We start from the raw sequence: 23363 nt of genomic DNA on the forward strand, positions 1-23363 counted from the left end.
TCACACTATCCGACGCATCAGTTTGAGATCATCATCACTGGTGGGACGCGGCTCGTAATAGAGACTGCCGCGGCTGATCCCGAGCAGATCGGCCTGACGCGTGAGGCTCAGCTTGTGGTCACGGTTGGTCATTTCTTTGCGCTCCCCAACAGACCGGCCTTGGCGAGCTTTCATCGGGCTTACGCGGCCCCACCGGGGCCACGGTCCCTCTTCAATCCCAAAAAATCATTTTCCAGCGTCAGCTGGCCAATCTTCGCATGCAACGATTTGATGTCGATCTCGGGCTCTTTCGACGCCTTCGGCTTGTCGTCGAAAACATCCGCCACGCCGTCGACGAGCTGGTTCGTCGGGAAAACCATTCACCGGATGGTTTTCTGTTCCTCCTCACTCCACTGCTTGATCTGGTTGGGGTGAACGTCAAACTGCGTCGCCAGTTCGCTCATCGTTTTGTCGCCCTTCAAGGCTGCCAATGCGACTTTCGCCTTGAAAGCAGGGCTGTGGTTCCGTCTGGGTCGTCTTGCCATGTTCGCTCCTTCGTCCCGGCTCGCTGCCGGATCAAAAGCGGAAAATCCACCTAACTCGACTGTTCAGATTTGTCGGGCCACCTCTCAACGATCCCAGACAAGGCGCTGCCGTGTCCCCTGGACAAGGTGAACCGCCAGTTCCATGCGCCAGCGCCAAACATGCTGTGGGTGAGCGACTTCACCTATGTCGCGACGTGGCAAGGCTTCGTCTATGTCGCCTTTGTCATCGATGTCTTCGCCCGTCGCATTGTTGGCTGGCGTGTCAGCCGCACGGCGACCGCCGGGTTTGTCCTCGATGCGTTAGAACAGGCGGTACATCAACGCCAACCTGGGTCCGGCCTGACACATCATTCCGATCGCGGGTCGCAATACCTGTCCATTCGCTACACGGAACGACTGGCGGAAGCTGGGATCGAACCGTCTGTCGGTAGTGTCGGGGACAGTTACGACAATGCGCTGGCCGAGACGATCAATGGGCTGTTCAAGGCAGAAGTCATTTACCGGCGTGGACCGTGGCGCAGCTTCGATGCTGTGGAATACGCGACATTGGAGTGGGTCGATTGGTTCAATAACAGACGCCTGCTCGAACCTATTGGAAATATCCCGCCAGCTGAAGCCGAGGCAAACTTCTATGCAGCTATGGAAAAATCTGACATGGCCGCGTAACTAAGACAAATCAGCCTCCGGCAAACCCGGCGCGGTTCATGACCATGACAGCTATCTGTCCGACGTCCTGATGGCCATTGCACGAGGGCATAAACAAGCAGACATCAACGCGTTACTGCCCTGGAATTATGTCAGCCCCGTGTGACCGGCGCACCGCTTACCGTGAAACGATGGCGTTTCACAATCATTCGTCCTTTCTGACCGTTACTTTCTACAAGTCCACCTTTGATCTTGGTCCTCGAATGCCACAGATGGCTTGCGTAGAAGAGTTACCCTGCCCGTCATGACCATGTCCCGGTTGCGATCTGACGTTGAAAACACCCAAAGTGAAATTCTTGATATTGAATATGCTTCATTATATAGAATAATATGGAATAAAAGATAAATTGAAACCAGCGGTAATCACTTCACGATGTCAGATCATGATCACAAGCACAGCCATCATTCACACCTGACTGAAACCGAGGGACGGGTGCGCGCCTTGGAGAGCGTTCTCAGTGAAAAAGGCTACATAGACCCTGCAGCGGTTGATGAAATCGTACAGACTTACCAAACGAAAATCGGACCTCAAAACGGGGCTCATGTGATTGCCAAAGCTTGGACTGAGCCTGATTTCATGGATTGGTTGAAGTCAGATTCCACGGCAGCAATCCACTCTCTTGGTTATACATCACGCCAAGGAGAACATATCGAGGCGGTCTTCAATTCCGAAGAGGTGCACCATGTTGTCGTTTGCACCCTGTGCTCCTGTTATCCATGGTCAGTACTTGGTCTGCCGCCGACATGGTACAAGTCACCTCCTTACCGCTCCCGTGTAGTCAAAGAGCCGCGAAAGGTCCTTGAGGAATTTGGAACCATAATACCTGCAAACCGGAAAATTGAAGTCCATGATTCCACCTCTGAGATGCGGTATCTCGTGGTTCCGCAACGTCCTGACGGCACTGAGGGGTGGGACGCGCAAAAGCTGGCAACGCTCGTCACAAGAAATTCGATGATCGGAACAGAGTTTGCGCTTAACGCTGGATCCCTTTCATGAGCAGCGCTGCCGATCTGGGCGGCGTCAGGGGCTTTGGAGCCATTGGCCAGGAAGAAAACGAACCCGTGTTCCATGCCGATTGGGAAGCACGCGCCATGGGGATCGTGATTGCTTTGGGAGCCTGCGGACTGTGGAACCTGGATATGTCGCGCAGCGCACGCGAGACCTTGCCAAAACCCTTTTATCTCACCGCAAACTATTATCAGATTTGGCTTGAGGCCGCGATCAAGTTGATGAAAGAACGCGGGATGGTCAGCGATGCTGAGATTGACGCGGCCAAAGCCATGGAACCACCCATAGCCGTTAAGCGCATGCTTGCCGCAGGCGATGTTCAAGCGGTTCTATTCGCCGGTGAGCCTGCGGATCGAAAACCTGAGGGGCGTCCTCAATTTGAAATCGGTCAATCTGTCAGGACCATCAGCGATCTTCCGCAAACCCATACGCGCCTGCCGAGCTATGCCCGCAATAAGCAAGGCATCATCACAAAGATACATGGGTTTCACGTTCTGCCAGACATGAACAGTCAAGGTTTGGGAGAGCACCCCCATTGGCTATACCAAGTGACGTTCTCATCACACGCCCTATGGGGCGCTCAAGGCAATGAGATCGATACAATCACGCTCGACTTGTGGGAGCCTTATATGAGTATTTCCGATGACTGATCTTGATCTGAAACGCCTCCCAGATATCGCGCTAAAAGAAGATGAGCCCGTCTTCAACGAGCCTTGGGAGGCGCAAGCTTTTGCAATGGCTGTCAATCTGCACCAAAATGGACTCTTTGGTTGGAACGAGTGGGCCGACACGCTGTCCGCCGAGATCCATTCAGGTCTGGAACGCTCGTATTATGAACACTGGCTTGTCGCTCTGGAGAAAATTGTGGTGGCCAAAAAACTCACCACCGGCCAAAAACTAATTGAATGTGAAGCCGCCTGGCACCGAGCCGCCAAAGCCACGCCACATGGAGAGGCAATCGTCCTCTCAGCTGGCGACACTGTGTGACGTCATAATTTGCTCACCGAGCGAAACCAATTCTCGATCTGATCCTTTCGGGCCAAGCAGGCTGATGCCGAAGGGCGCGTTATCAACGCTCATTAAGGGCAATGTGATTTGAGGCAGTCTGGCAAGACCTGAAAGACAGAGCAATTGTATCATCTGCAAGCGAAAAGCTTGAAGTTCCGATGCATTGCTGGTCTTCAAAGGCGCGCAGCTGGGCACAGTCGGCAGCAACAAAACGCCATCTTCGCCAAGTATGGTCTCAAGCGCCTCTTCAATTGCTGATCTTTGCGTTGCGACATCCAAAAAATCGTCATGCGTGATGGTTGACCCAAATCGAAACCGCTCCTTGATCGCATCATCAAGATCAGGATTCACGCGACTGACCCAGGGGCCCAAACTTTGCCAAGCCTCATAAGACTGATGCGTGATGAAAATACGTGAGGCCTCTTCAAACGAGAACCCAAGCGATGTGAGGGTCTTTGTCACCTGGAAATGCTGTGTCACCTTCTGTGCCCCGACCTCAAATACGCGTCGCTCCTGAGGTCCGGACAGAAGCGTGTTGAAAGGGTCAAAGGTCAACAGACGGGTCAGTTTGGCGGGCACTGGCGGACCCAGTAGCACATCAGCGACCATGGAATAGGTTTGCGCATCTTTTGCATACCAACCAAAACAATCAAAGCTTGGGGCAAGCGGCATGGCTTTATCGAGGGACAGAACACCATGGGTGGGTCTGAGCCCAATCAATCCACAAAAGGATGCCGGGGCCCGGATGGAGCCGGCCGTGTCCGTGGCCGTTGCCATGTCAACCGCGCCGGCTGCCACAAGGGAGGCAGACCCAGAAGATGATCCGCCCGTCAATCTGTCGGGGGCGCGGCTGTTGACCGGTTGCCCATAATGTTTGTTTGACCCCATCAGCGAATAGCACAGTTCCTCGCACTGACTCTTCCCGACGCATACAGCGCCCGCATTTAGCAGTCGTTGCACCTCAATATGCGTTTCGCGATCAATTGGCGCTTCCGCCAGTCGGCTTGGCTGACCCCACCCATTTGGATAACCCTCTACAGGAAACACGTCTTTCACAGCCAAAGTGGTTCCAGAGAGCGGACCGCTTCCAGCATAATCGACGCTGACCGGAGGGTAGTCACACCACGCGTTCAGCTCATGGCCTCGGGATTGAGGGGCGATAACTCAGCTCCTTGTTGTGTGTTAATGTTCAGTATATCGAATATCATTCTTTATCGCGAAGTGGCAAGCCGTTTCCCGCTTATGCCCCCGTCCACGGCCTGATGATCGTTCATGATTAGATTGCTTTTGATCTCCGACAAGGATAAGAATTCGATATACTGAATAATAATCCTGCGACCTGCCTAAGGGACTGGAAAGAGAACAAAAAATGAAAAGTCCCAAAAAGAGCCCCGCACCGGCACTCAGCAGAGGATTGCACCTGCTGGAATTCATCGCCAAAAGCACAAAACCCCAGAATCTGACAACAATATCAAATCATATGGGTATCGCTATGAGCTCGGCCCATTCAATTTGCACCACGCTCTTGCAGGAAGGCTACCTCGAAAAGCAGAGCGACGGCTCGTTTCATTTGACACTGAAGGTTCTCGATCTCGCCAGTTCGAAAATCAAAAGCTATGAGATCGTTGAACATTTCAACAAAGCCTGTGAAGAAAACGAGCTCATTCGCACAAACGGGGCAACGCTCACAGTCCTGGAAGGCCCTGATGTTTTCTTCATCGCCACGCGAAACAGCCCTCGACCCTTCGGAATTAAGTTCCGGCCTGGTACGCGCTTGCCTGCTTGTTGCATGGCCTCCGGTCGTGCGCTTTTGGCCAATCTTACGGACGACGAAGTCTGTGAGCTTTACCCAGCTGAAGAGATTCCGCAAGTAACCAAGGCCCATCCCAAATTTCGCAGTGAACTATTAAAAATTCTGCAGCAGGTTCGCCAAAACGGCTATTCGCAAGAGATCAAAGGCACCGCGCCAAACATGATTTCTTATGGGGCGCTCGTTGCTAAACCCTCCGGTGAAGCCGTCGCAGGCGTTTCCATCTCATTGCATGAAGACAATGTGACCGACGCGGTATCCCTCGAGGCAATTGAAGCCATCAAAAATCTGGCGGCTCGCCTGTCCAGCTTCGCAGATTTGGTCACATAAACACAATCTCAGATCTCCATTCAAAGTCCCGTTTCCTGTCGAACGACGCCGCCTCAAACGAGCGCCGTGTCGATCTGTTTGACGTGCTGTTTTTCCTCACTCTCACATAAGCTAGCGAACATGCCGCGTGAGTCTGTGCGCTAACCCCCCAAAAAAAGTCATTAAAAACAGTCAAATAGCAACGCTCTCAACGCGCGCTTGACATTAATCATTGTTTAATATTCTATATACAGAACGAAATTCGAAATATCGAATATAGATGAACAACGCGATCATGGACGGACCCGTCCTGTGTGCCGCAGGGAGAAAAAGCTGAATGAGTGAGGCATGGAACCGTCCATTTTTCCATGAAGGCATGCGTCACTTCCAGGACATGCATGACGGACGACGAACGGCAGAAGCGATCGAAAAACATCGCAAGCACTATGCCTTCTGGGATGACGAGATTGAGATGATCTCTCAAGCGCCGTTCTTTTTCATCGCCTCGACTTGGGACGACTACGTCGATTGCAACATCAAATCCGGCGATCCCGGTTTTGTAAAAGTCGTCGACGACAACACCCTCGAATATCCCGAATATGACGGGAACTCGATGTACCGGACCCTCGGCAACATTCGTAAAAATCCAAACATTGCGCTTCTCTTCGCCAAGTTTGATGGAAAAAGCCGTCGCATACGCATCAACGGTGTCGCATCCATCCACGATGATGAGGCGTCGCTGTCCAGGCACTACGGGGCCAAGTTTGTGGTCAGGATCGGATGCGAAATCTATCCAAATTGCCCGCGTTACCTTCCCAACCTCGCTGAGGGATTACCGTCCCCGCATGTGCCCCGTGAAGGCCAGGGTGTGCCGCCTCCACCAGAGTGGAAGACACGCGATTACATCCGGCACGGGCTGCCAAAAACCGATCCTCATCGTGTGGATGCTAACGAATGAACATTCACCCGCTCAGTTCCGCCGACACATGTCGAAAACTCAACTCAGCCGCTTCTGGCGGTCCAGACCTGGTGGCGATCCGCTCACTATAGATCCAATCAAAACTGAAAAATCAGGGAGTCCTTTCATGAACAAAACAATGAAAAAAATGAGCACATTGGCTTCAGCAATGTTGCTAACCACGGCGATCGGTGCTGCGCCTTCAACTGCCCAGGAAGAAACCTTCAAAGTCGGTGTCGTCTCATTTCTATCTGGTCCGGCAGCCGGCCCGTTCGGCATTCCAGCCAGAAACGCGGCAGAACTCATTATTGATGCTGCAAATGCAGGAACACTTCCGGCGCCTTACAACACAGCTGGCATTGGTGGAGCCCAGATTTCGACCGTCGTGATCGACGAAAACTCAAAGCAAAAGAACGCTGATTTCGTCAAACTTGTCGAAAAAGACGGTGTCGATGCGATCGTCGGCTATGCATCGTCTGGAAGCTGTAAAGCGATTGCACCTGAAGCTGAGAAGCTAAAAACACTCACCGTCTTCTCAATTTGTGGAACGCCGCAAATCTTCGAAGAGATCGTGACAGAACCACAATATCTGTTCCGCACACTCAGCCATGCGACCATGGATAACGTCGCAGCAGCGCGATACGTGGTCGAAACCATGGGTGATGTGAGCACGATTGGTGGTATCAATCAGAACTACGCATGGGGTCAGGACAGCTGGCGCGACTTTTCTTTGTCCGTTGCGTCGCTCAAAGACTCTGTCACAGAAACGGAAACACAATTTCCGAAGATCTTCGCTGGCCAATACGGTTCAGAAATTTCTGCTTTGTTGAACGCCAAACCGGATGTTGTCCATTCTTCCTTCTGGGGCGGTGATCTCGAAGCGCTGATCATCCAAGGGTCCGGTCGTGGTTTGTTCGGGCGCAGCCAAGTGGTGCTGACATCTTCCGATACGGCGATCCCGCGCCTGGGAGCGCAAATTCCAGACGGCACTATCATCGGCGCGCGCGGCCTCAATGGTCCTTACGCACCAGAGACCGAATTGGCTGAATGGTTCCAGAAGGCATATTTTGATCGCTTCGGAACCGAACCTGTGAGCCCGGCCTATCAAATGGCGCAATCCATTTTGGCCATCAAAGCCGCTGCTGATCAGTCAAACTCGTCAGACCCTGAAGTCATTCGCGGTGCCTTGGCTGGCCTGACATTTGAGTCGATGTCTGGAGAAGTGAACATGTCGCTCGCCAATGGTCACCAGGCGATTACCGCCACTGCATACGGCACATATAAGTTCGATGCAGCATCAGGCAAAGGAACGGTCGAGAATGTTCGTACCTACAGCGCTGGCTGTGTGAACCCGCCAGCCAATGTTGGCTCAGTTGATTGGATCAAAGGTGGCTTTGAAGGAGCTGTCTGCGAATAAACTTCCCGAGAGAGATGGCTGGCAGACAGATGTCAGCCATTTCCGACCAACTTGCCGGGTTACCAGTCCATCAAAGACTGGTCAGCCCGGTTTTTCTCCAAGCTGAAACTGAGCAAAGGAGAGTTCAAAATTAGACTGGAGTATCAAAAATGCTGACCGCTATAGCGATCACAGTGGACGGCCTCGGGTTCGCCGCATGGCTTTTTTTATCATCAGTGGGGCTGACACTGATTTACGGTGTGATGAGGATCCTCAACATCGCCCATGGCGGGTTTTATGCGCTTGGAGCTTATTCCTCAGCATGGGCCATTGGTCTTTACGCGACAACTGGCTCCCCCATCGTCTTTTCGTTTCTTCTCATTCCGCTTGCCGCGCTCATCGCCGGTTTAGCCTCCGGCCTTCTGGTGGAACGAGGCGTTCTCAAATTCATGTATGGCCGTGATGAAGTGCTGATGGTTCTCGTGACCTACGCGATCTTCCTCATTCTTGAAGACGCCACCAAGCTGATCTGGGGCACAGAATCCTACGTTGCCTGGCAGCCAGCTTTTCATTTCGGAACCATCGATGTCTTCGACATTCCCTACACCGTCTACAAATTTATCATCATATCCGTTGCCATCATCGTCGGTATCGCACTCTATTTCGTGCTTAATAAAACCCGCGTCGGCAAGTTGCTTTTGGTGGTTATTGAGGATCGCGAGATCAGCGCAGCCCTCGGGATTAACGTCACAAAATTCTTCACCGTGACTTTCGTTGTCGGTGCCGTTCTCGGCGCACTTGGTGGTGCCATCACCGCACCTGAAATTTCCGTTTCACCAGGAATTGGTGCTGAGATCATTGTTTTGTCCTTTGCCGTGATCGTCATAGGTGGCATGGGATCAATCGGAGGTGCCATGATCGGCGCTTTGATTGTGGGCTTTGCGCGCGCCGCCTCAGTCCATCTCTATCCGCCCGCAGAGCTCTTTTCGATCTACCTCGTCATGGCGGCTGTTCTCGCCGTGAAGCCCTACGGCCTATTCGCATTGGCAGAAAGCAGAAAGATATGATGTCCAAACTAGACCGCACCGAGATCGGGCTTCTGATGGCACTTCCAACCCTCATCCTGATCGCATTCATCCTGCCCAAATGGGTGGTGAACTACATCCATGTGTCGATGGGCACCGGCATGGTGGCCCTTGGCGTCATGATCCAAATGCGGGCCGGTCTCGTCTCGTTTGGCCAAGGTCTGTATTTCTGTGTGGGAGGCTATGCAGCGGGTATGACTGCCAAATTCCTTGGCATCTCCGACCTGTTCGTGCTGCTGGCAATTGGCGTCGTAGCGGCTCTCATTCTGTCTGCAATCCTCGGGTTTCTCCTGCGCAGATACCGAGAAATCTTCTACGCGATGCTCACCCTTGCGATTTCCATGATCCTTTTCGGATTGCTTTCCAGCACCGAAGAGCTTGGCAGTACGGATGGGTTCAACCTGCCAACACCGACCTATTTGGGTTGGGCGCCAACAGGTGAAGTGGGACGCATCACGCTTTACATCTTGACCTGCTTCATTGCCATCGGATGCGCTATTGCTCTCAATCGTTTCCTGAAAAGCCCAATCGGCTATGTGAATGAAGCGATCCGCGAAAATGAACTGCGCGTTGAGTATCTCGGCACATCAGCGCACAAAGCCGTCCACATCACATATATGCTGGCCGCGGTCGTCTCATCCATCGGCGGTGTGCTGTGGTCTTTGGTTCTTGGTCACGTCGATCCGGAAATGACGAACTGGACGACCTCCGGTCAGTTTGTTTTTGTCTCAATCCTTTCCGGGATCGGCAACGTTGCAGCGCCGCTGATCGGTACGTTCATCCTTGAAATTGTACGCGTCTACGCGGTCGAGATATCGCCAAACACATGGCAGATGATTTTGGGAAGTGTCATGCTCCTGACCATCATCTTCCTGCCAAAAGGACTTTGGTCGCTGCTCACCCGCAAGAAAAAATCCAAACCACAGCAGACGGCATCAGCCCCTGCAGCAGGTGAATGATATGACAACAATACTTGAAACCAAAAACCTGGAAATGAAATTTGGTGCGGTCTACGCGGCCAAGGACGTCAATATCTCAATTGAAGCTGGCGAAATCCTGGGCGTCATCGGCTCCAACGGAGCCGGCAAAACGACTTTCGTAAATATGGTGACGGGATATTTGAAACCAAGTTCGGGAGACATTCTGTACCGCGGCAAAGACATCAAAGGAAAACCAACACGTGATATTACACGGTTGGGGATCTGTCGCTCGTTTCAAATCCCGCAGCTCTTTCCCGAGCTTCCAGTGATAGAAAATATGCTGATCGCTCTCACGATTGCCAAACAGGACAGGCCCGTGCTTTTCCGGCAAGCCATTGATGCGTCACTCCAAGAAGAAGCGTTGACCATGCTCAGACGCTTTAAAATTGATCAATATGCTGACCAGGAAATCCAAGTCCTGCCACAGGGTGTGCGTAAACTCGTCGATATTGCCATGGCAACTGTTGCCGATCCTGATCTTCTTTTCCTTGATGAACCGACAAGCGGTGTCAGTGCGGATGAAAAAATGGAGTTCATGCGCATCCTGATCAATGCGCTCAAAGAGACCGAAACAGCGGTTTTGTTCATCGAGCACGACATGGAGATCGTCGAGGAATTCTCGCCACGCTGCGTTGCTTTCTACGAAGGCACTATTCTTGCTGATGGTCCCACGGCGGATGTGTTGGAAAACGAAAAGGTACGGGAGTTCGTCATCGGCAGCGAGTTCCACCGCGGAGAGACGAAAGCCAAAGAGAGGGCCAACTAATGCTGTCCATTAAAAACATCAGTCTTTCCATTCAACGGGTTCCGATCCTGCACGATGTCAGTTTGGAAATTGAAACTGGCACAACATGTGGTTTGATTGGCCGAAACGGAGCGGGAAAAACCACTTTGATGCGCTCCATCATGGGGGCGCTGCCAGTCGAGCAGGGGAGCATTACGTTCAATGACACAGCTCTACATTCAGCACCGTCTCATGAGCGTGCAGCGTTCGGGATAGGGTACTTGCCCGAAGACCGTAGGCTCGTGCCGCACTTCACCGTTGAAGAAAACATTCTGGTCTCTTTATGGGCCACCAAAAACACCGACCAATCTCGGCTGAAATGGGTGTATGAACTCATGCCCGAAATTGGTCGTTTTGCTGACCGCAAAGCGCTCACCCTGAGCGGGGGACAACAAAAGCTTGTGGCCCTGGCCCGCGCGCTCGTCGCCGGTTCCAACCTGCTACTTTTGGATGAACCTTTTGAAGGCGTAGCCCCCGCACTCGCAGCACGTTTGATGGAAGTGATCGGTGATTTGCGCTCAGAGAAGCTCACAGTTCTCGTATCGGAATCTGACTACACACATTCACAGAAGGTCGTTGACAGGGTCTATTCCATTGAGAGAGGCAAGATCAGTCTGATGGAAGCGGCCAAAGCAGCCTAAGTGTTGATTGTCACTGAGAACTGACCCGGTATTTTCACCGAGATTTGACCCACCCTCAGTTATGCGTCGTGGTTTATGACGCGGTCAATGTTTTGGCCTCCTTTCGTGTTTTTTTTGCAGCCTCAGCGCTGGCCTTGAAGCGGTAGCTGTCGTTTCCGGTTTCGAGGATGTGGCAGCGGTGAGTCAGCCTATCGAGGAGCGCGGTTGTCATCTTTGCATCCCCGAAGACCTGCGCCCATTCTGAGAAGCTGAGGTTTGTGGTGATGATGACGCTGGTGCGCTCGTAGAGCTTGCTGAGCAGATGGAAGAGCAGCGCCCCGCCAGATGAACTGAACGGCAGGTAGCCGAGTTCGTCCAAGATGACCAAGTCGACCTTCGTCAGCATCTCAGCCAGTTTCCCTGCCTTACCAAGCGCCTTCTCCTGCTCCAGCGCGTTGACCAATTCCACGGTCGAGAAGAAGCGCACCTTACGCCGGTGATGTTCGATGGCTTGGACGCCGATTGCTGTGGCTGTGTGGCTCTTGCCCGTTCCGGGACCGCCGATCAAAACGACATTCTCGGCCGCTTCGATAAACTCGCATCGGTGTAGCTGCCGCACTGTCGCTTCGTTGATCTCACTCGATGCAAAGTCGAAGCCCGTCAGATCCTTGTATGCGGGGAAGCGGGCGACCTTCGTGTGGTAGGCGATGGACCGTACCTCGCGTTCGGCGATCTCGGCCTTGAGCAGCTGTGACAGCATTGGTGTGGCAGCTTCGAACGCTGGCGCGCCCTGGGCGACCAAGTCTTCAATCGCATTTGCCATGCCATAGAGCTTAAGACTGCGCAGCATGATGACGATAGAGGCTCCTGCTGGGTCATGACGCATGGCGCTTCTCCTCAGTCTGTCGCAACCCGTCATAGCGACCGACGTTGGCCACTGGCGTTGTCTGCAATGCCAGTGCGTCCGGCGGATCGACCTCGGGGTGATCTGTCGGTCTGCGGTCGATCAATCGATGCAACAGGTTCAGGATGTGCGTCTTGGTGGGGACGCCTGCTTCAAGTGCCAGCTCCACTGCACACAAAACGTCCTCTTCGTTGTGCTGAAGGACCAAAGACAGAATGTCGACCATCTCTCGGTCACCGCCTTCTTTACGCAGCATGTGATCCTGCAATTGACGGAAGGCATCCGGCATCTCCGTGAACGGCGCACCATTCCGAAGTGCGCCCGGTTTGCGTTGGATAACAGCGAGATAGTGGCGCCAGTCATAGATGACCTTGCCGGGCTTGCGATGAGACCGCTCGATGATCCGCGCATGCTTGCAAACCGTTTGCCCTTCAGCGACCACGATCAGCCGTTCGGGATAGACATGCAAACTGACACGGCGGTTCGCAAAGCTGGCGGGAACGCTGTAGCGATTGCGTTCGAAAGTGATCAGGCATGTGGGTGACACACGCTTACTGTGTTCGATAAAGCCATCGAATGCCGGCGGCAGTGCCATCAGCGTAGGCTTCTCGGCCTCCCACACGTCAGCGATGGACCCCGGCAAAGCCTTGTGCGGCGTCTCTGTCCAAAGGGCGATACAGCGATCTTCAAGCCATTGGTTCAGCTCTGCCAGATCGGCGCAGACCGGCATGACCTGCCACATGCGGTTGCGCGCATCCTGCACGTTCTTCTCAACCTGGCCTTTCTCCCAACCGGCCGCCGGATTGCAGAACTCGGGCTCAAACACGTAGTGGCTGGCCATAGCCTTGAAGCGTGCATTGACGTCCCGCTGCTTGCCTTTGCCCACACGATCAACGGCGGTCTTCATATTGTCATAGATCCCGCGACCAGGCACACCGCCGAACACGCGGAATGCATGCCAGTGGGCGTCAAACAGCATCTCGTGCGTTTGCAGCGGGTAGGCCCGCACCAAGAAAGCGCGGCTGTGCGATAGCTTGATATGAGCGACCTGAAGTTTGACGCGCTCACCGCCGATGTTGGCCCAGTCCTCGCTCCAATCGAATTGGAAGGCTTCGCCGGGCGCGAACACCAAAGGCACGTAGGTGCCGCGCCCCGTCGTCTGTTCCGCTCGATGCCGATCTTCACGCCATGCCCGGGCGAAAGCTGCCACGCGTTCATAGGAACCATTATATCCCAGCTTCACAAGATCAGCATGCATTTGCTTCACTGTCCGCCGCTCTTTGCGTGACTTCCGCGTCTGGATTAAAAGCCAGGCTGACAGCCGATCCGCGTAGGGGTCCAGCTTGCTTGGACGCTTGGGCGTCTTGAACTGCGGTTCCACCGCACCTTCACGCAGATACTTCTTGATCGTGTTCCGAGACAAACCCGTCCGCCGGGCAATCTCCCTGATTGGCATTTTGTCACGCAATGCCCAGCGTCGAATGACACTCAAAAATCCCATGTCGATCACTCCTAATCCCCCCAACCAAAACCGTCGGGGAAGTGTGTTCACATGGGTCAATTCTCAGTGACAATTTATAGGGCTACCGGGTCAGTTCTCAGTGACAATCAACAACCAAAGCCAAACTGCCCTTCTAACTTGTTGAACTCACCTGATTTTGCCGGTCTGAACTTATTTGCAACAACCCATTCTCCATGATGGGTCAAGATCACTCAAATTCGCTGAGGCGCTGATGGCATATCCCAAGCATCTGTTCGGCTTTACCGGCGATGTCTCTATCAATCCCGCTTATTTCCGGAATCGTGATTGCGTCTAAGCCAGAGCGCAATCCTGAAACCAACGCGTCAATCGCAGTGTTTGCACCCTTGGCTGTCAATCCAGCGGTTGCCGCCATTTTAAGAAAGTCCGTGCGACGTAGACGATTGTCTTTGCCGTTAATCTTCAACGCCATGCGATCATGTTCAAGGCCTGGAAAAACGACTGTGGTGACAGCATCATAGAGCGGTGCGAGCTCAACACTTTCAAAACTTCGCGTGTCAGGCTGCGCAACTTTGAGCAGCGCGAGATTTTTTAGATGCATGTCCCCATCGGCGATAAGCCAAGCAAATAATGACCGCTTAAGTACAAGCTGCAAATCTATTTCGGCCTGAGTTGAAAGCGGTCTCACCCCCCGGGCGATACGCTCAATCGTGCCATCATATTTGGCCTCCGGAGGGAGGTCCAAAACCGAACACAAATCTTCAAGTGCGAGTCGTCGCGTATCCTCCGACGAACAGCGTATATCGAACCGTTCGACAATGAGTGCCGGTGGCATCCCATCCGGCATCTCTGTTAGTGCCGTCTGCGGCGCGTCAAGGCCCGCACGCCGTCCAAGTGCCATGGCGAGAAACTCGATCACAGGCAGAGCCTGAAAGCCGCTGGTCCCTGCAGGTTTTAGAATGTGCGTAAATGGCACTCCTGTACTGGGCACGAGCGCGCCGTCCTCGCCCAGAAACATCGGTGCCTTAATTTGCACACCGGACAAACGCGGTGTGTCTGCACTGGCGTAAAGACGCGCCAGCCTCTCTTCGAAGCTCTGCTCGATGTCGCCCCGGCTCGGGCCCGCGTAGATACCGGTAAATACGCCGTCGGTTTGAAAATCTTGCAGGCGGCTAACCAAGACGTCTGCGGGCAATGCTTTAAGGTCCGCTGCCTTGGTGCTGATCGTGATGTTTGACATATATCGCTTACCAGACCGCAGGACCGCTCTCTCGTCGCTTTCCTTAAGAACGCGTTCCAACCATCCTTCTGGCAGAAGAGATAAGATGAAAGGCGGTAGCTTGCCTGGAACACGCTGTTGGATAAGCGGCAGGTCGAACCCATCGTCTGGCTTCCAGCGCCATTCAAATCCGTCGTACAGAAGATGACCTATATTGGTCCCGTGCCAAGCGACAATGAAATCGAGCGCTGCCTGATTGCTGATGTCAATCTCTACTGGCGTGCTGAGCAAATAGCGCTCAGCTTGCTCCCCTTCTCGATACCAACTGTTCTCTCGTGCCAGCGCCCAAAGCGCATCGGCCGCAGCTTTGGCATCACCATATTCGGCGACAAGCCTTTCCATGATGTCGGCGCGCATCGCTTCGTCGATCGACCCTGCATGTTCGCTACGCAGTCGGAATGCTTCAAGAAACCGCTGGCGGACAGACGAGACATTGGTCCGGAACTCTCCAAGCCCATCCTCGATAGTCGCACTTGCAACCGACGGATGATCGGGTGCAGCATTTTGGATGATTTCCAGCGCTCTTATTCGGGTGCGTTGATTGCGCGGCCCGCTGAGAAAGAGCCTACCATCGCGCGTCGGGGCAAGCAGTATTGCGCTCGCGGCTGAGAGATACGCCCGCGGATACAAATACCTCGCAATCCGGACTGCATATCTCAGTACATCAGCATCCGCATCAGCATCGGCGTCGACATAGATGCCACGCATGAGTTGCACGATCTTGCCTGTTTCGGCCTGATAGTGCGCACGGCTTTTGTCGAGGTTCTCTCCGACGAGATAGATCAATTTTCTAACTTTCCCGTATTTCAAATACGGAATAGTTATATTTTTTTGCTCAGCATGTCAAGAATTTCTAACTTTCGCGTGTTTCAAAGACGCAATCGTTAGAATTCTGCAATTAACTCCGCTCAGTCGACACGACCACGACAATAGTCACAACATCATAAATCGTAGCCGTCGCCGCAACAATGTCCGCATCATCATGGCAGTCATCGTCACAACAATAATCACCACCATGACCACCATCATGCAGATGATGATCATTGCGATGACCATGGTGATCATCATGATCGTTCATCACGCATCAGCTCTGCCAACGTGAAGCGTCATAAAATCGGCAAAGGCCTTATAGCCCCACAAATTCTACCGACATGAATGAACCCAACTAGGTCAGCGGCGCTGGTTCAAACTGAACCTGAACCGAAGCTGGACCGTGAAGGAGTGCGGAATAGCCGGTGCCTCGGGTGAGGATGAGGTCTTTGAACAAAGGAAGAGGAAGGCAAGCCCGGGTTGCCGGGCTTGATAGGGAGAGAGAGGCTCTCCCGGCCCGGGTTCGGAACAAAAAGGACCCGAAACATGACCAAGACAAAATCAAAAGCAAAAACCGAAACATCTGCGCAAGCCGCAGCTGTCGCAACCATTGAGATGATCCCGCTCTCAAAGCTTGCCTTGAGCCCGATGAATGTCCGCAAAACGCAGGCGAGTCCTGAAGCCGACGCCGAGCTCTACGCCAGCATTCTCGAAACCGGTCTCAAACAGAACCTCATCGTCCACAAAGTTGGTGCGAAATACCACGTTCATGCCGGCGGCCGGCGCCTCGCAGCGCTGCAGAAACTGAAAGCCGATGGCCACGTCAAAGCAAGTCATGCCATTCCCTGCCAGGTCGAGGACAAGGACGTCGCAGAAGACACATCAGCGGCCGAGAACATCGTGCGCGCTGCCATGCATCCAGCCGATCAGTTCGAAGCCTTCGCCGCCTTGCGCGCTAAAGGACGAACCGAGCAGCAGATCGCGGCCCAGTTTGGCATCACCAAAAACCTCGTGTGTCAGCGTCTGAAACTGGCATCAGTTGCGCCGGACTTGATGCAGAGGTTTCGTGATGAAGACATCACGCTCGATTGCATCATGGCCTTCACCTTGACCGACGATCATGAGCGCCAGCTGGAGGCCTGGGAGACTGTCCAGAAACAGTACAATCCAAGTGCCTACGCCATCCGCAATCATCTGACACAGAAATCTTACTCGGGCAGGTCAAAGCTTGCCAAATTCGTCGGTGTTGATGCCTACAAGAAAGCAGGTGGCGATGTCATCGAGGATCTCTTCTCCGACAATGACAGCGTGCATCTCAAAGACCCGGAGCTTCTGGAACGCTTGGCACAAGAGAAGCTCGACGGCATCGCCGAGAAAGCGGGCAAAACCTGGAAATGGGCCGAAGCACATCTGGAAACCGACTATGACAGTTTTCGGCCCTATGGTCGGGTCTATCCCCAACCGCTCGATCCAGATACTGAACTCGAAGCCGAATATGAAAAGCTTCAAGCTCGAAAAGAGCAATTGGAGGCGGACTATGATGAGGCAACGTGGACGGAGGCGCTTCAGGAGGAAGAAGAGCAGATCTGGGATCGTCAGCGCGAGATCGAGGACATCCGTGACGCCAATGTCGCCTTCACGCAAGACGACCACGCGATCGCCGGATGTGTTGTAACCATCAATCACGCGGGCGAGGTTACTTATCACGAAGGTCTGGTACGGGCCGAAGACATTCCGGAGCCTTCTCAAGACGCCTCTTCGGACGACGCTGAAACAGGTGACAGCGAAGACAATGTGGACGCGGCAGGCCCCACGATTGAGCTGCCGCAATCCATGCGGAGCTCTTCCATACCGGTTGATCCGACCGAAGCCGCGCGAAAAGACCAGGGCATTCCACGCGCTTTGGCCGATGATCTGCGGGCCTCACGTCATCAGATCCTGCAAGCCCATTTGGCAGCCGATTATGCAACGGCCTATGACACCATGCTCTATGCCATGGCCCTCAATGCGCTCGGCCATGGTGGCTACAAGAGCCCCCTTGATATGTCCTTGCGGCCGGCCATGACCATGGGATCAAAGGAGCTTCTCAAAGAAACCGTCGCGAGCCATATGCTCGATGCGCTCAATGAAGGCCTGTCTGTCTCCTGGATGCTGCTCGAGCAACCGGAAGACTTCCAAGCCATGTGCAAGTTGCCTGATGAGGAAAAACAAGCGCTCTTTGCCTGGTGTACGGCATACGCACTCAAGCAGCAGCTGTCTAATGACAGCCAGTCTAATGCCGCCATCGAAGTCATCGGAGAGCGCCTGTCTGTCGATGTGGCCGCCTGCTGGCGACCAACCTCTGAGACCTATTGGGCGCGGGTCAAAAAGGACCATGCGCTTACCACCGCAAATTCTCTCATCGGCGAGCGCTGGTCCGACGATAAATCCGGTTTGCGCAAACCCGAGCTCGCAAAAGCGATGGAACAGGCGTTCTCGGACAATCCGAGCGAGGCCGCAGGACTGACGCCAGACAGTGCCGCGAAAACATCTCGCTGGTTGCCAGACGGCATGTCTTTTGGCGACGCAACAGACGCAGTTCAGGACGATGCCGCGTCAAACGAAGCGGATGAGACCGCAGAGCTGCCCGACTACCTGAAATCAGAAGCGGCCTAAAACCCGCACCCTATCGAGCGCAGCTGGATCGTCCGCGGCCACAACACAGGTCGTGGACGGTCCTTTCTCCATGCCGGATGAACAAGAACGGGATGGTCCCGATCGCACCGGTAAGGAGAAACCCGATGACCAACGATATCATCCTCGAAGAAGCCCCGGTCCTCAGCCGTGCGGAAACCGCCAAGATCATTGCCGATCAAAATGACCGCTTTCGCCGCGCTGCCTTTGGCATCGCCGAGCAAGCACCCATTCCATCTGGCCAGGTCATGATGACAGCTGGTGTGTCCGATCGCGACGAGAGCTTTCGCGCGGCACTCATTCATGCCGTTGTCGCCTATGATGATTTCAACACCGATTGCGATCCGCATGGCTGGCACGAAATGGGCGTGATGGAGATCGAAGGCGAAACCGTTTGGTTCAAAATCGACCTCTACGATGAGAACTATGAGTACGGCTCATCAGATCCAACGGAGCTGCGCTTCACACGCCGTGTTCTGACGCTGCTCTTACCCTCAGAATACTAATCCACTCCCCCAAACCGAGTTGAGCCAACACGCAGCGATCCCCTGCGCGCGTTTTGGCGTCAGGAGAATTTCCATGGAAGAACAATTCACCCTCACAGCATCTGTCGCCCCCGATGCGATGTCCAAAGTCACCCGTCTTTTCAATGCAAGCCTCGATGATATCGTCACCGAACTGCTTCAGAATGCCCGCCGATCTGGAGCTACCAAAGTGTGGTTCCAGCAATATGAGCACTCAGAACTTGGCGAAGTCATTGCCGTCTCTGATAATGGACCTGGTCTTGAAGATCCCGCCAGTCTCTTCCAACTCGGACGAAGCGGTTGGGACGCAGACACTTGTTCCGCTGAAGATGCCGCAGGTATGGGCTTCTTTTCCCTGGCCGGCCGCAGAACCCGCATCATTGCCGAAAACCCCAAAGGTGATGGATCAAACTGGGTGCTCGATGTCTCGCCCAAAGCCTTTAGCGGCGAAGAACCCATCGAGGGCATCGAAGAGCTCGATGAGCAAACCGGAACGACCATTCTCTTTGCAGCCAAACCTGGCGAAAACATTGTGCCCGCTGCCAACGCAGCGGCCAAATATTGCTCCATTCCTGTTTATGTTCAATGCGAGGAAGTGGAGCGGAAAGACTATCTAAACGGTGCGGTCCATATTGAGACATGGAAAGGTATTCGTATCGGCGTCTTTCCTGGAACCAGCTTTCGTGGACATGTGCATCACAACACGAATTTCCATGGGCTGACCCTGAATATTCCCCTCCCCAGCCTCTCACAATCCTATCATGATCAACTCCACATCCGTCTTGATGTTGAAGCTTGCCGCGACCTGAAGCTCGTTTTGCCCGCGCGAAAGGAAGTGGTGCAGGATGCCTTCTACGACACTCTGCGTGACGAGATCGAGCGAACCTTGTTTAAAGTTGTCGCTAAGGCTGCGACCCATTCCTTGTCTTTCAAGGATCATCAGCGCGCAGCGGCTCTGGGCATCAAACTTTCATCAGCTGTGAAGCAGCTGCGACCCTTCTCACCAAGCCATGCTGACCGCGACTCGAACGACTGGCCTGCACCGATAGAGGTAAAGAACGAGTGCTTTCTCTTCTCAGGGGCCGACGAAGCGGTGGAAGAACAGAATTTTGCTTGGGCTGTTTCCAAGGATGCATCTGATCTGGCGGTTTACGAACCAAACTCTGCCTTCGCAGGATACGATTGGTATGATGCGATCGCGAAAATCGAAGTCACTGGCTACCGCTGGGGAGATGGTGAAACCTCGTCAGAGTGCGATATTGAGGATGTACCCGTCATCAAGGATCGTCCGGATCGTCTTTGGATCATCGGAACGTGCCATCAAGGGGAAAGCGCAACTCCCTGGTCACTCTCGACCGACTTCATCCTCTTTGCGCCAGCTGATGCGCATATCGATGAGGCCGCTCCTTGCCTCACGAAGTCGGCCAAATTGACCGTTGATGATCTGGTCGACTTCATGGAACGCGCCCTTTTCTCTCCCTCCACCGATTGCGATGCAGACTCCTACGACCGGCAGCGGCAATGGTTCACAGATGAGGCCGAAGACACCGCAATTGCCTATCTACAGACCCCATCTGACGTGCACAGAAATCAGGTCGAACGCGTGATCAGACGCGAACTCTATTGGATCCTTCGCCCAACCTCAGAGATTTCGATCTCTATTCGCGGAAGCAGCGTCGATATTGACGGTCTCGACACAGCCTTTCAAACGAAGGCCGCCTAAACCCGATCAATTCGATACCGCTGGGTCGTTCCTGACAACAGGAGCGGCCCTTGCCTGCTGCCGCGTTTTCAAGGCCCGGATGGACCGGCCCGCGCGCAACAGGAGAAAACCCATGCCAAAATCCATCAACTACAAAGTCACGCTTCATCCCGCGCATCGCGAAGGCGGGTTCGTCACAACGACCGTCGATATCTTCGGCGGCACCTATCCCGAAAAAGAAATCACAGCAGCGGGCATGCCCGATCTGGTGGCCCAGATTACCGATTTCGCCAACGATCACGGCGAAGGATGCAACGCCTATGTCAAATGTCTCGCCCCGCGCAAGCCGCCCGGGTTCAAGGCAGCAACCTCCGACCTCTACTTCAATCTAAAGGAAAAGCCGATCGGCACAGCTGCCTGCGGCTAATTCGACCCAATGCCAAATTTAGCCCGTCAGCGCCGCTGGCGGGTTCTTTCATTTCAGAGAGGGAAAACCCATGGAAGCCCCAGTTTACGAAGAGACCATTTGCGGTCACACCATCAAGATTTATCCAGACACCGATCCAGAAAACCCGCGCGATTGGGACAATCTTGGCACGATGATTTGCGGACACTCCCGTTATCAACTTGGCGATAAGCACAACTTCGATGGAGGACGCGCATTCCTGCTTGATCTTCTGAACATGTCTGAAGATGTTCCGCTCGGCGTTGATGATCTGCTTCCGCGTGCAGAGCGGAAGGCTGTCATTCTACCAGTCTACCTTTACGACCATTCCGGACTTGCGATGAACACAACGGGGTTTCACTGTCCCTGGGACAGCGGTCAGGTCGGATTCATCTACATGACGTTGGACGACATCCGCACGGAATACTCAGTCCAGCGAGTTTCAGCAAAGCGTCGCGAAGCCGTCGTTGATCATCTACGCAACGAAGTCCAGACCTTCAGCGACTATGTCTCAGGCGCCGTTTATGGCTACGTCGTGGAAGACGAAAATGGCAATCAGATCGATAGCTGCTGGGGCTTCATAGGTGACTATGATGGATACTGCCTGACAGAAGCGCGGTCTGCGGCAGCCCAATAGGGCATTCGTCTGTTTTCGGGCAAAGTGATCAGCTGACATTTCCAAAGTTTGGGCTAGGGACTCGCGCAAAAATACCAACTTAGTTTCCCAATGAGATTTTTAAGTTATCGCCTTGACGGAGCGTTTCTTCCTGAAAGTCAATGCCGCGCTCTTGCAATGCCTCAAATACGGTCTTTGGAGGGATCGCGGAAAGTTGGTCAGATATTTTCATGGAACTTCCATCCCGTAAGTCAATGAAATACTCGTTCTTAGGTCTGACCTTCGAATTCTTCCGAATGATAAAAAGCCGCCTGGTACCGCGGATGTCGTCCAGATTAAGTTCAAATGGCTTCATGATGTGATCGACCGGAGAAGCCCAGATAAGCTTGTTCTCGGTAATCTCTACACGCCAGGATCTTCCATCTTTCAACACATCACGTGCTTCCTTAACTATCTTGAAAAATATAACCAGACCTATTGCAGCGGACCCAAGCGCTGCGGTCGAGACAATGATCGGAAGATCGTCGACCAATGCTAAAATCGATCCAAAGGCTACAGCAACGACCAATGCAATAGACGCGGAAAACATCTTGCCTCTAGCGATCGATTGAGCTGTCCTTTCAAAAACGATTGGTTTTTCTTGCTTCAATATAACTCTCACTTTTGTCAAATTTGCATCAAAAGGAAACTGATTGTTGTAAACAACTTACGAACAGGGTGGATCCAATTCATAAAGGCGCATTGATCCAACTTAGTGGACGCCGAGCGGAATGTGGGACGTCGGCTGTAGGCACTCCATATCGAAAAGCGAACGTCGCATGACCATCCTCTCCTGCAATCGCAGTGAGTGTTTCTCTCCAGCCTCGATTTGTGCCTAAATGTCTATCGCGATCCACGAGTTCGGGCAGTTGGTTCATCGGATGCGCTGCCAGGTCGTGTTTCGTGAGAGCAAGATGTATCCTTTGCCATAATCGGCCTGCTGCCAATTGTCCGGATCGGCTGTATAGATCATCGACCATGATGAGGCCAAAACCTCCCGCATATTCCAGTTGGCGTTTGGTGGAAGCGAACCAGTAGTTGCCCGAGGTTTCAACGTCCGCTTCCGGCAATATTTGACCCATTATAGAGATGAAAGGTGACAAACCGGCGGTGGGAACAGAAACGCCGTCTCGATATCTTGCAACCTTGCGCGCTGTGCCTCTGAACCAAAGATGGCCGTCATGGCTCATTTCCTTGTCCGCATTGATGGCATCGGTTCCGCGTAATGTGGCTTCAGCAAATGAACCACCACGCTTTGTGTCTCTGTCAAAGAAGACCACTCTTGCGCCTGATATTTCACCCATTTCTGTAGTAACCAAGCTCAGGATATCTTTTGAAATTGCCTTGGTTTCGTATTTGCCACGATTTGTCCGCCGTTTTGAGATTGATGCAGCAAGCGGGTGAAGCTTCGGTGCCTGTTTGTCAATCTTAAGCGTTATTGTGCCGAATCCATTTAACCCCTCCCTAATCACGGGCTCTTCGGTCGCGAATCCAAACCCTGGTGCCGCGATTTCGGCGTTTGCGATTGCACACCCTAGGCCGATCCACATTTCTCGACGATAAGGGTCAAACGCTCCAAGGTGTCTTGTGGTATCCGCATGAAGTACAAAACTCCCGTCATCGATAGAGATTTGCCAGGGCTGTGTATTATGAGGGTTGGACGCTAAAATAGCGGTGATCAGCCCCACCTGAGTGGTCCGTTT

At 53.4% G+C, this 23363-nt stretch carries 23 protein-coding genes and 2 pseudogenes; 16 read left to right on the forward strand and 9 right to left on the reverse strand.

Annotated elements, in window-relative coordinates:
* The 3 genes and pseudogenes from INS80_RS19515 to INS80_RS19525 all read right to left on the reverse strand — a co-directional run.
* On the reverse strand, positions 1 to 132 hold the full coding sequence (locus INS80_RS19515) for a hypothetical protein (protein ID WP_439650922.1): 132 nt from the start codon (positions 130 to 132) through the stop codon (positions 1 to 3).
* A gap of 47 nt (positions 133 to 179) precedes the next feature.
* Positions 180 to 359 carry a hypothetical protein gene (locus INS80_RS19520; protein WP_192963681.1) on the reverse strand — a complete coding sequence of 60 codons (180 nt, stop codon included), beginning with the start codon at positions 357 to 359 and terminating at the stop codon, positions 180 to 182.
* A 29-nt stretch (positions 360 to 388) separates the two neighbouring features.
* Positions 389 to 524 (reverse strand): annotated as a pseudogene (locus INS80_RS19525) (transposase); the annotation flags it as partial.
* 84 nt (positions 525 to 608) lie between these two features.
* Here INS80_RS19525 and INS80_RS00190 point away from each other — a divergent pair.
* The 4 genes and pseudogenes from INS80_RS00190 to INS80_RS00205 form a co-directional block, all read left to right on the forward strand.
* A pseudogene (locus tag INS80_RS00190) lies at positions 609 to 1190 on the forward strand (IS3 family transposase); the annotation flags it as partial.
* A gap of 412 nt (positions 1191 to 1602) precedes the next feature.
* Complete coding sequence (gene nthA / locus INS80_RS00195) at positions 1603 to 2226, forward strand: nitrile hydratase subunit alpha (RefSeq protein WP_192963683.1); 624 nt, start codon at positions 1603 to 1605, stop codon at positions 2224 to 2226.
* Positions 2223 to 2888 carry a nitrile hydratase subunit beta gene (gene nthB / locus INS80_RS00200; RefSeq protein WP_192963684.1) on the forward strand — a complete coding sequence of 222 codons (666 nt, stop codon included), beginning with the start codon at positions 2223 to 2225 and terminating at the stop codon, positions 2886 to 2888. The genes nthA and nthB overlap by 4 nt, the downstream gene beginning before the upstream one ends.
* Positions 2881 to 3225, forward strand: a complete 345-nt coding sequence (locus INS80_RS00205; RefSeq protein ID WP_192963685.1) for a nitrile hydratase accessory protein — start codon at positions 2881 to 2883, stop codon at positions 3223 to 3225. The genes nthB and INS80_RS00205 overlap by 8 nt, the downstream gene beginning before the upstream one ends.
* On the opposite strand, the gene INS80_RS00210 is transcribed toward INS80_RS00205, so the two are convergent.
* Positions 3205 to 4407, reverse strand: coding sequence for an amidase (locus tag INS80_RS00210; protein WP_192963734.1), 1203 nt, complete (start codon positions 4405 to 4407; stop codon positions 3205 to 3207). The genes INS80_RS00205 and INS80_RS00210 overlap by 21 nt on opposite strands.
* Positions 4408 to 4615: 208 nt before the next feature.
* Here INS80_RS00210 and INS80_RS19185 point away from each other — a divergent pair, with 208 nt between their 5' ends.
* The 7 genes from INS80_RS19185 (at position 4616) to INS80_RS00250 (ending at position 11209) form a co-directional block, all read left to right on the forward strand.
* Positions 4616 to 5386 carry an IclR family transcriptional regulator gene (locus INS80_RS19185; protein ID WP_226892489.1) on the forward strand — a complete coding sequence of 257 codons (771 nt, stop codon included), beginning with the start codon at positions 4616 to 4618 and terminating at the stop codon, positions 5384 to 5386.
* A gap of 316 nt (positions 5387 to 5702) precedes the next feature.
* Positions 5703 to 6323, forward strand: a complete 621-nt coding sequence (locus tag INS80_RS00225; RefSeq protein ID WP_192963686.1) for a pyridoxamine 5'-phosphate oxidase family protein — start codon at positions 5703 to 5705, stop codon at positions 6321 to 6323.
* 127 nt (positions 6324 to 6450) lie between these two features.
* Positions 6451 to 7740 carry an ABC transporter substrate-binding protein gene (locus INS80_RS00230; protein ID WP_192963687.1) on the forward strand — a complete coding sequence of 430 codons (1290 nt, stop codon included), beginning with the start codon at positions 6451 to 6453 and terminating at the stop codon, positions 7738 to 7740.
* 149 nt (positions 7741 to 7889) lie between these two features.
* Entirely contained in the window at positions 7890 to 8786 is an 897-nt protein-coding gene (locus tag INS80_RS00235; RefSeq protein WP_192963688.1) for a branched-chain amino acid ABC transporter permease, read from the forward strand.
* Between the two features lie 83 nt (positions 8787 to 8869).
* The gene (locus INS80_RS00240; protein WP_369411343.1) at positions 8870 to 9763 is read left to right on the forward strand and encodes a branched-chain amino acid ABC transporter permease; all 894 of its coding nucleotides are present in this window, start codon (positions 8870 to 8872) and stop codon (positions 9761 to 9763) included.
* A gap of 1 nt (position 9764) precedes the next feature.
* Positions 9765 to 10550 carry an ABC transporter ATP-binding protein gene (locus tag INS80_RS00245; RefSeq protein WP_192963690.1) on the forward strand — a complete coding sequence of 262 codons (786 nt, stop codon included), beginning with the start codon at positions 9765 to 9767 and terminating at the stop codon, positions 10548 to 10550.
* The gene (locus tag INS80_RS00250; protein ID WP_192963691.1) at positions 10550 to 11209 is read left to right on the forward strand and encodes an ABC transporter ATP-binding protein; all 660 of its coding nucleotides are present in this window, start codon (positions 10550 to 10552) and stop codon (positions 11207 to 11209) included. The genes INS80_RS00245 and INS80_RS00250 overlap by 1 nt, the downstream gene beginning before the upstream one ends.
* A gap of 73 nt (positions 11210 to 11282) precedes the next feature.
* Here INS80_RS00250 and istB read toward each other — a convergent pair whose 3' ends face one another.
* The 3 genes from istB to INS80_RS00265 form a co-directional block, all read right to left on the reverse strand.
* Positions 11283 to 12074 (reverse strand): IS21-like element helper ATPase IstB, encoded by a 792-nt coding sequence (gene istB / locus INS80_RS00255; protein WP_050687164.1) that lies wholly within the window; start codon positions 12072 to 12074, stop codon positions 11283 to 11285.
* Positions 12064 to 13593 carry an IS21 family transposase gene (istA, locus tag INS80_RS00260; RefSeq protein WP_110732346.1) on the reverse strand — a complete coding sequence of 510 codons (1530 nt, stop codon included), beginning with the start codon at positions 13591 to 13593 and terminating at the stop codon, positions 12064 to 12066. Before istA ends, istB begins: the two co-directional genes overlap by 11 nt.
* A 208-nt stretch (positions 13594 to 13801) precedes the next feature.
* Positions 13802 to 15637, reverse strand: coding sequence for a type II toxin-antitoxin system HipA family toxin (locus INS80_RS00265; RefSeq protein ID WP_192963692.1), 1836 nt, complete (start codon positions 15635 to 15637; stop codon positions 13802 to 13804).
* Between the two features lie 570 nt (positions 15638 to 16207).
* Here INS80_RS00265 and INS80_RS00270 point away from each other — a divergent pair.
* The 5 genes from INS80_RS00270 (at position 16208) to INS80_RS00290 (ending at position 21642) form a co-directional block, all read left to right on the forward strand.
* A complete protein-coding gene (locus INS80_RS00270; RefSeq protein WP_192963693.1) occupies positions 16208 to 18316 on the forward strand; it encodes a ParB/RepB/Spo0J family partition protein in 2109 nt (702 codons plus the stop codon).
* A gap of 125 nt (positions 18317 to 18441) precedes the next feature.
* Positions 18442 to 18840: a DUF3768 domain-containing protein gene (locus INS80_RS00275; protein ID WP_192963694.1), complete on the forward strand. Its 399-nt coding sequence runs from the start codon at positions 18442 to 18444 to the stop codon at positions 18838 to 18840.
* Positions 18841 to 18913: 73 nt separating this feature from the next.
* The gene (locus INS80_RS00280; protein WP_192963695.1) at positions 18914 to 20581 is read left to right on the forward strand and encodes an ATP-binding protein; all 1668 of its coding nucleotides are present in this window, start codon (positions 18914 to 18916) and stop codon (positions 20579 to 20581) included.
* A 112-nt stretch (positions 20582 to 20693) separates the two neighbouring features.
* Positions 20694 to 20987 (forward strand): hypothetical protein, encoded by a 294-nt coding sequence (locus INS80_RS00285; protein WP_192963696.1) that lies wholly within the window; start codon positions 20694 to 20696, stop codon positions 20985 to 20987.
* Between the two features lie 70 nt (positions 20988 to 21057).
* Positions 21058 to 21642: a hypothetical protein gene (locus INS80_RS00290; RefSeq protein ID WP_192963697.1), complete on the forward strand. Its 585-nt coding sequence runs from the start codon at positions 21058 to 21060 to the stop codon at positions 21640 to 21642.
* Between the two features lie 79 nt (positions 21643 to 21721).
* Here the strand turns inward: INS80_RS00290 and INS80_RS00295 are convergent, their stop codons facing one another.
* Both INS80_RS00295 and INS80_RS00300 read right to left on the reverse strand, forming a co-directional pair.
* Positions 21722 to 22270, reverse strand: coding sequence for a hypothetical protein (locus INS80_RS00295; protein ID WP_192963698.1), 549 nt, complete (start codon positions 22268 to 22270; stop codon positions 21722 to 21724).
* A 79-nt stretch (positions 22271 to 22349) separates the two neighbouring features.
* The gene (locus tag INS80_RS00300; protein ID WP_192963699.1) at positions 22350 to 23348 is read right to left on the reverse strand and encodes a hypothetical protein; all 999 of its coding nucleotides are present in this window, start codon (positions 23346 to 23348) and stop codon (positions 22350 to 22352) included.
* Positions 23349 to 23363 lie beyond the last annotated feature (15 nt).

The sequence above is a fragment of the Phycobacter azelaicus genome (assembly GCF_014884385.1).
In the GTDB taxonomy this organism is placed as follows: domain Bacteria; phylum Pseudomonadota; class Alphaproteobacteria; order Rhodobacterales; family Rhodobacteraceae; genus Phycobacter; species Phycobacter azelaicus.

What these genes read in the sequence shown, in the direction of transcription:
- INS80_RS19515 (WP_439650922.1), bottom strand. Translation starts at nt 132, where the DNA reads ATGACCAACCGTGACCACAAGCTGAGCCTCACGCGTCAGGCCGATCTG.
- INS80_RS19520 (WP_192963681.1), bottom strand. Translation starts at nt 359, where the DNA reads ATGGTTTTCCCGACGAACCAGCTCGTCGACGGCGTGGCGGATGTTTTC.
- nthA (WP_192963683.1), top strand. Translation starts at nt 1,603, where the DNA reads ATGTCAGATCATGATCACAAGCACAGCCATCATTCACACCTGACTGAA.
- nthB (WP_192963684.1), top strand. Translation starts at nt 2,223, where the DNA reads ATGAGCAGCGCTGCCGATCTGGGCGGCGTCAGGGGCTTTGGAGCCATT.
- INS80_RS00205 (WP_192963685.1), top strand. Translation starts at nt 2,881, where the DNA reads ATGACTGATCTTGATCTGAAACGCCTCCCAGATATCGCGCTAAAAGAA.
- INS80_RS19185 (WP_226892489.1), top strand. Translation starts at nt 4,616, where the DNA reads ATGAAAAGTCCCAAAAAGAGCCCCGCACCGGCACTCAGCAGAGGATTG.
- INS80_RS00225 (WP_192963686.1), top strand. Translation starts at nt 5,703, where the DNA reads ATGAGTGAGGCATGGAACCGTCCATTTTTCCATGAAGGCATGCGTCAC.
- INS80_RS00230 (WP_192963687.1), top strand. Translation starts at nt 6,451, where the DNA reads ATGAACAAAACAATGAAAAAAATGAGCACATTGGCTTCAGCAATGTTG.
- INS80_RS00235 (WP_192963688.1), top strand. Translation starts at nt 7,890, where the DNA reads ATGCTGACCGCTATAGCGATCACAGTGGACGGCCTCGGGTTCGCCGCA.
- INS80_RS00245 (WP_192963690.1), top strand. Translation starts at nt 9,765, where the DNA reads ATGACAACAATACTTGAAACCAAAAACCTGGAAATGAAATTTGGTGCG.
- INS80_RS00250 (WP_192963691.1), top strand. Translation starts at nt 10,550, where the DNA reads ATGCTGTCCATTAAAAACATCAGTCTTTCCATTCAACGGGTTCCGATC.
- istB (WP_050687164.1), bottom strand. Translation starts at nt 12,074, where the DNA reads ATGCGTCATGACCCAGCAGGAGCCTCTATCGTCATCATGCTGCGCAGT.
- istA (WP_110732346.1), bottom strand. Translation starts at nt 13,593, where the DNA reads ATGGGATTTTTGAGTGTCATTCGACGCTGGGCATTGCGTGACAAAATG.
- INS80_RS00270 (WP_192963693.1), top strand. Translation starts at nt 16,208, where the DNA reads ATGACCAAGACAAAATCAAAAGCAAAAACCGAAACATCTGCGCAAGCC.
- INS80_RS00275 (WP_192963694.1), top strand. Translation starts at nt 18,442, where the DNA reads ATGACCAACGATATCATCCTCGAAGAAGCCCCGGTCCTCAGCCGTGCG.
- INS80_RS00280 (WP_192963695.1), top strand. Translation starts at nt 18,914, where the DNA reads ATGGAAGAACAATTCACCCTCACAGCATCTGTCGCCCCCGATGCGATG.
- INS80_RS00285 (WP_192963696.1), top strand. Translation starts at nt 20,694, where the DNA reads ATGCCAAAATCCATCAACTACAAAGTCACGCTTCATCCCGCGCATCGC.
- INS80_RS00290 (WP_192963697.1), top strand. Translation starts at nt 21,058, where the DNA reads ATGGAAGCCCCAGTTTACGAAGAGACCATTTGCGGTCACACCATCAAG.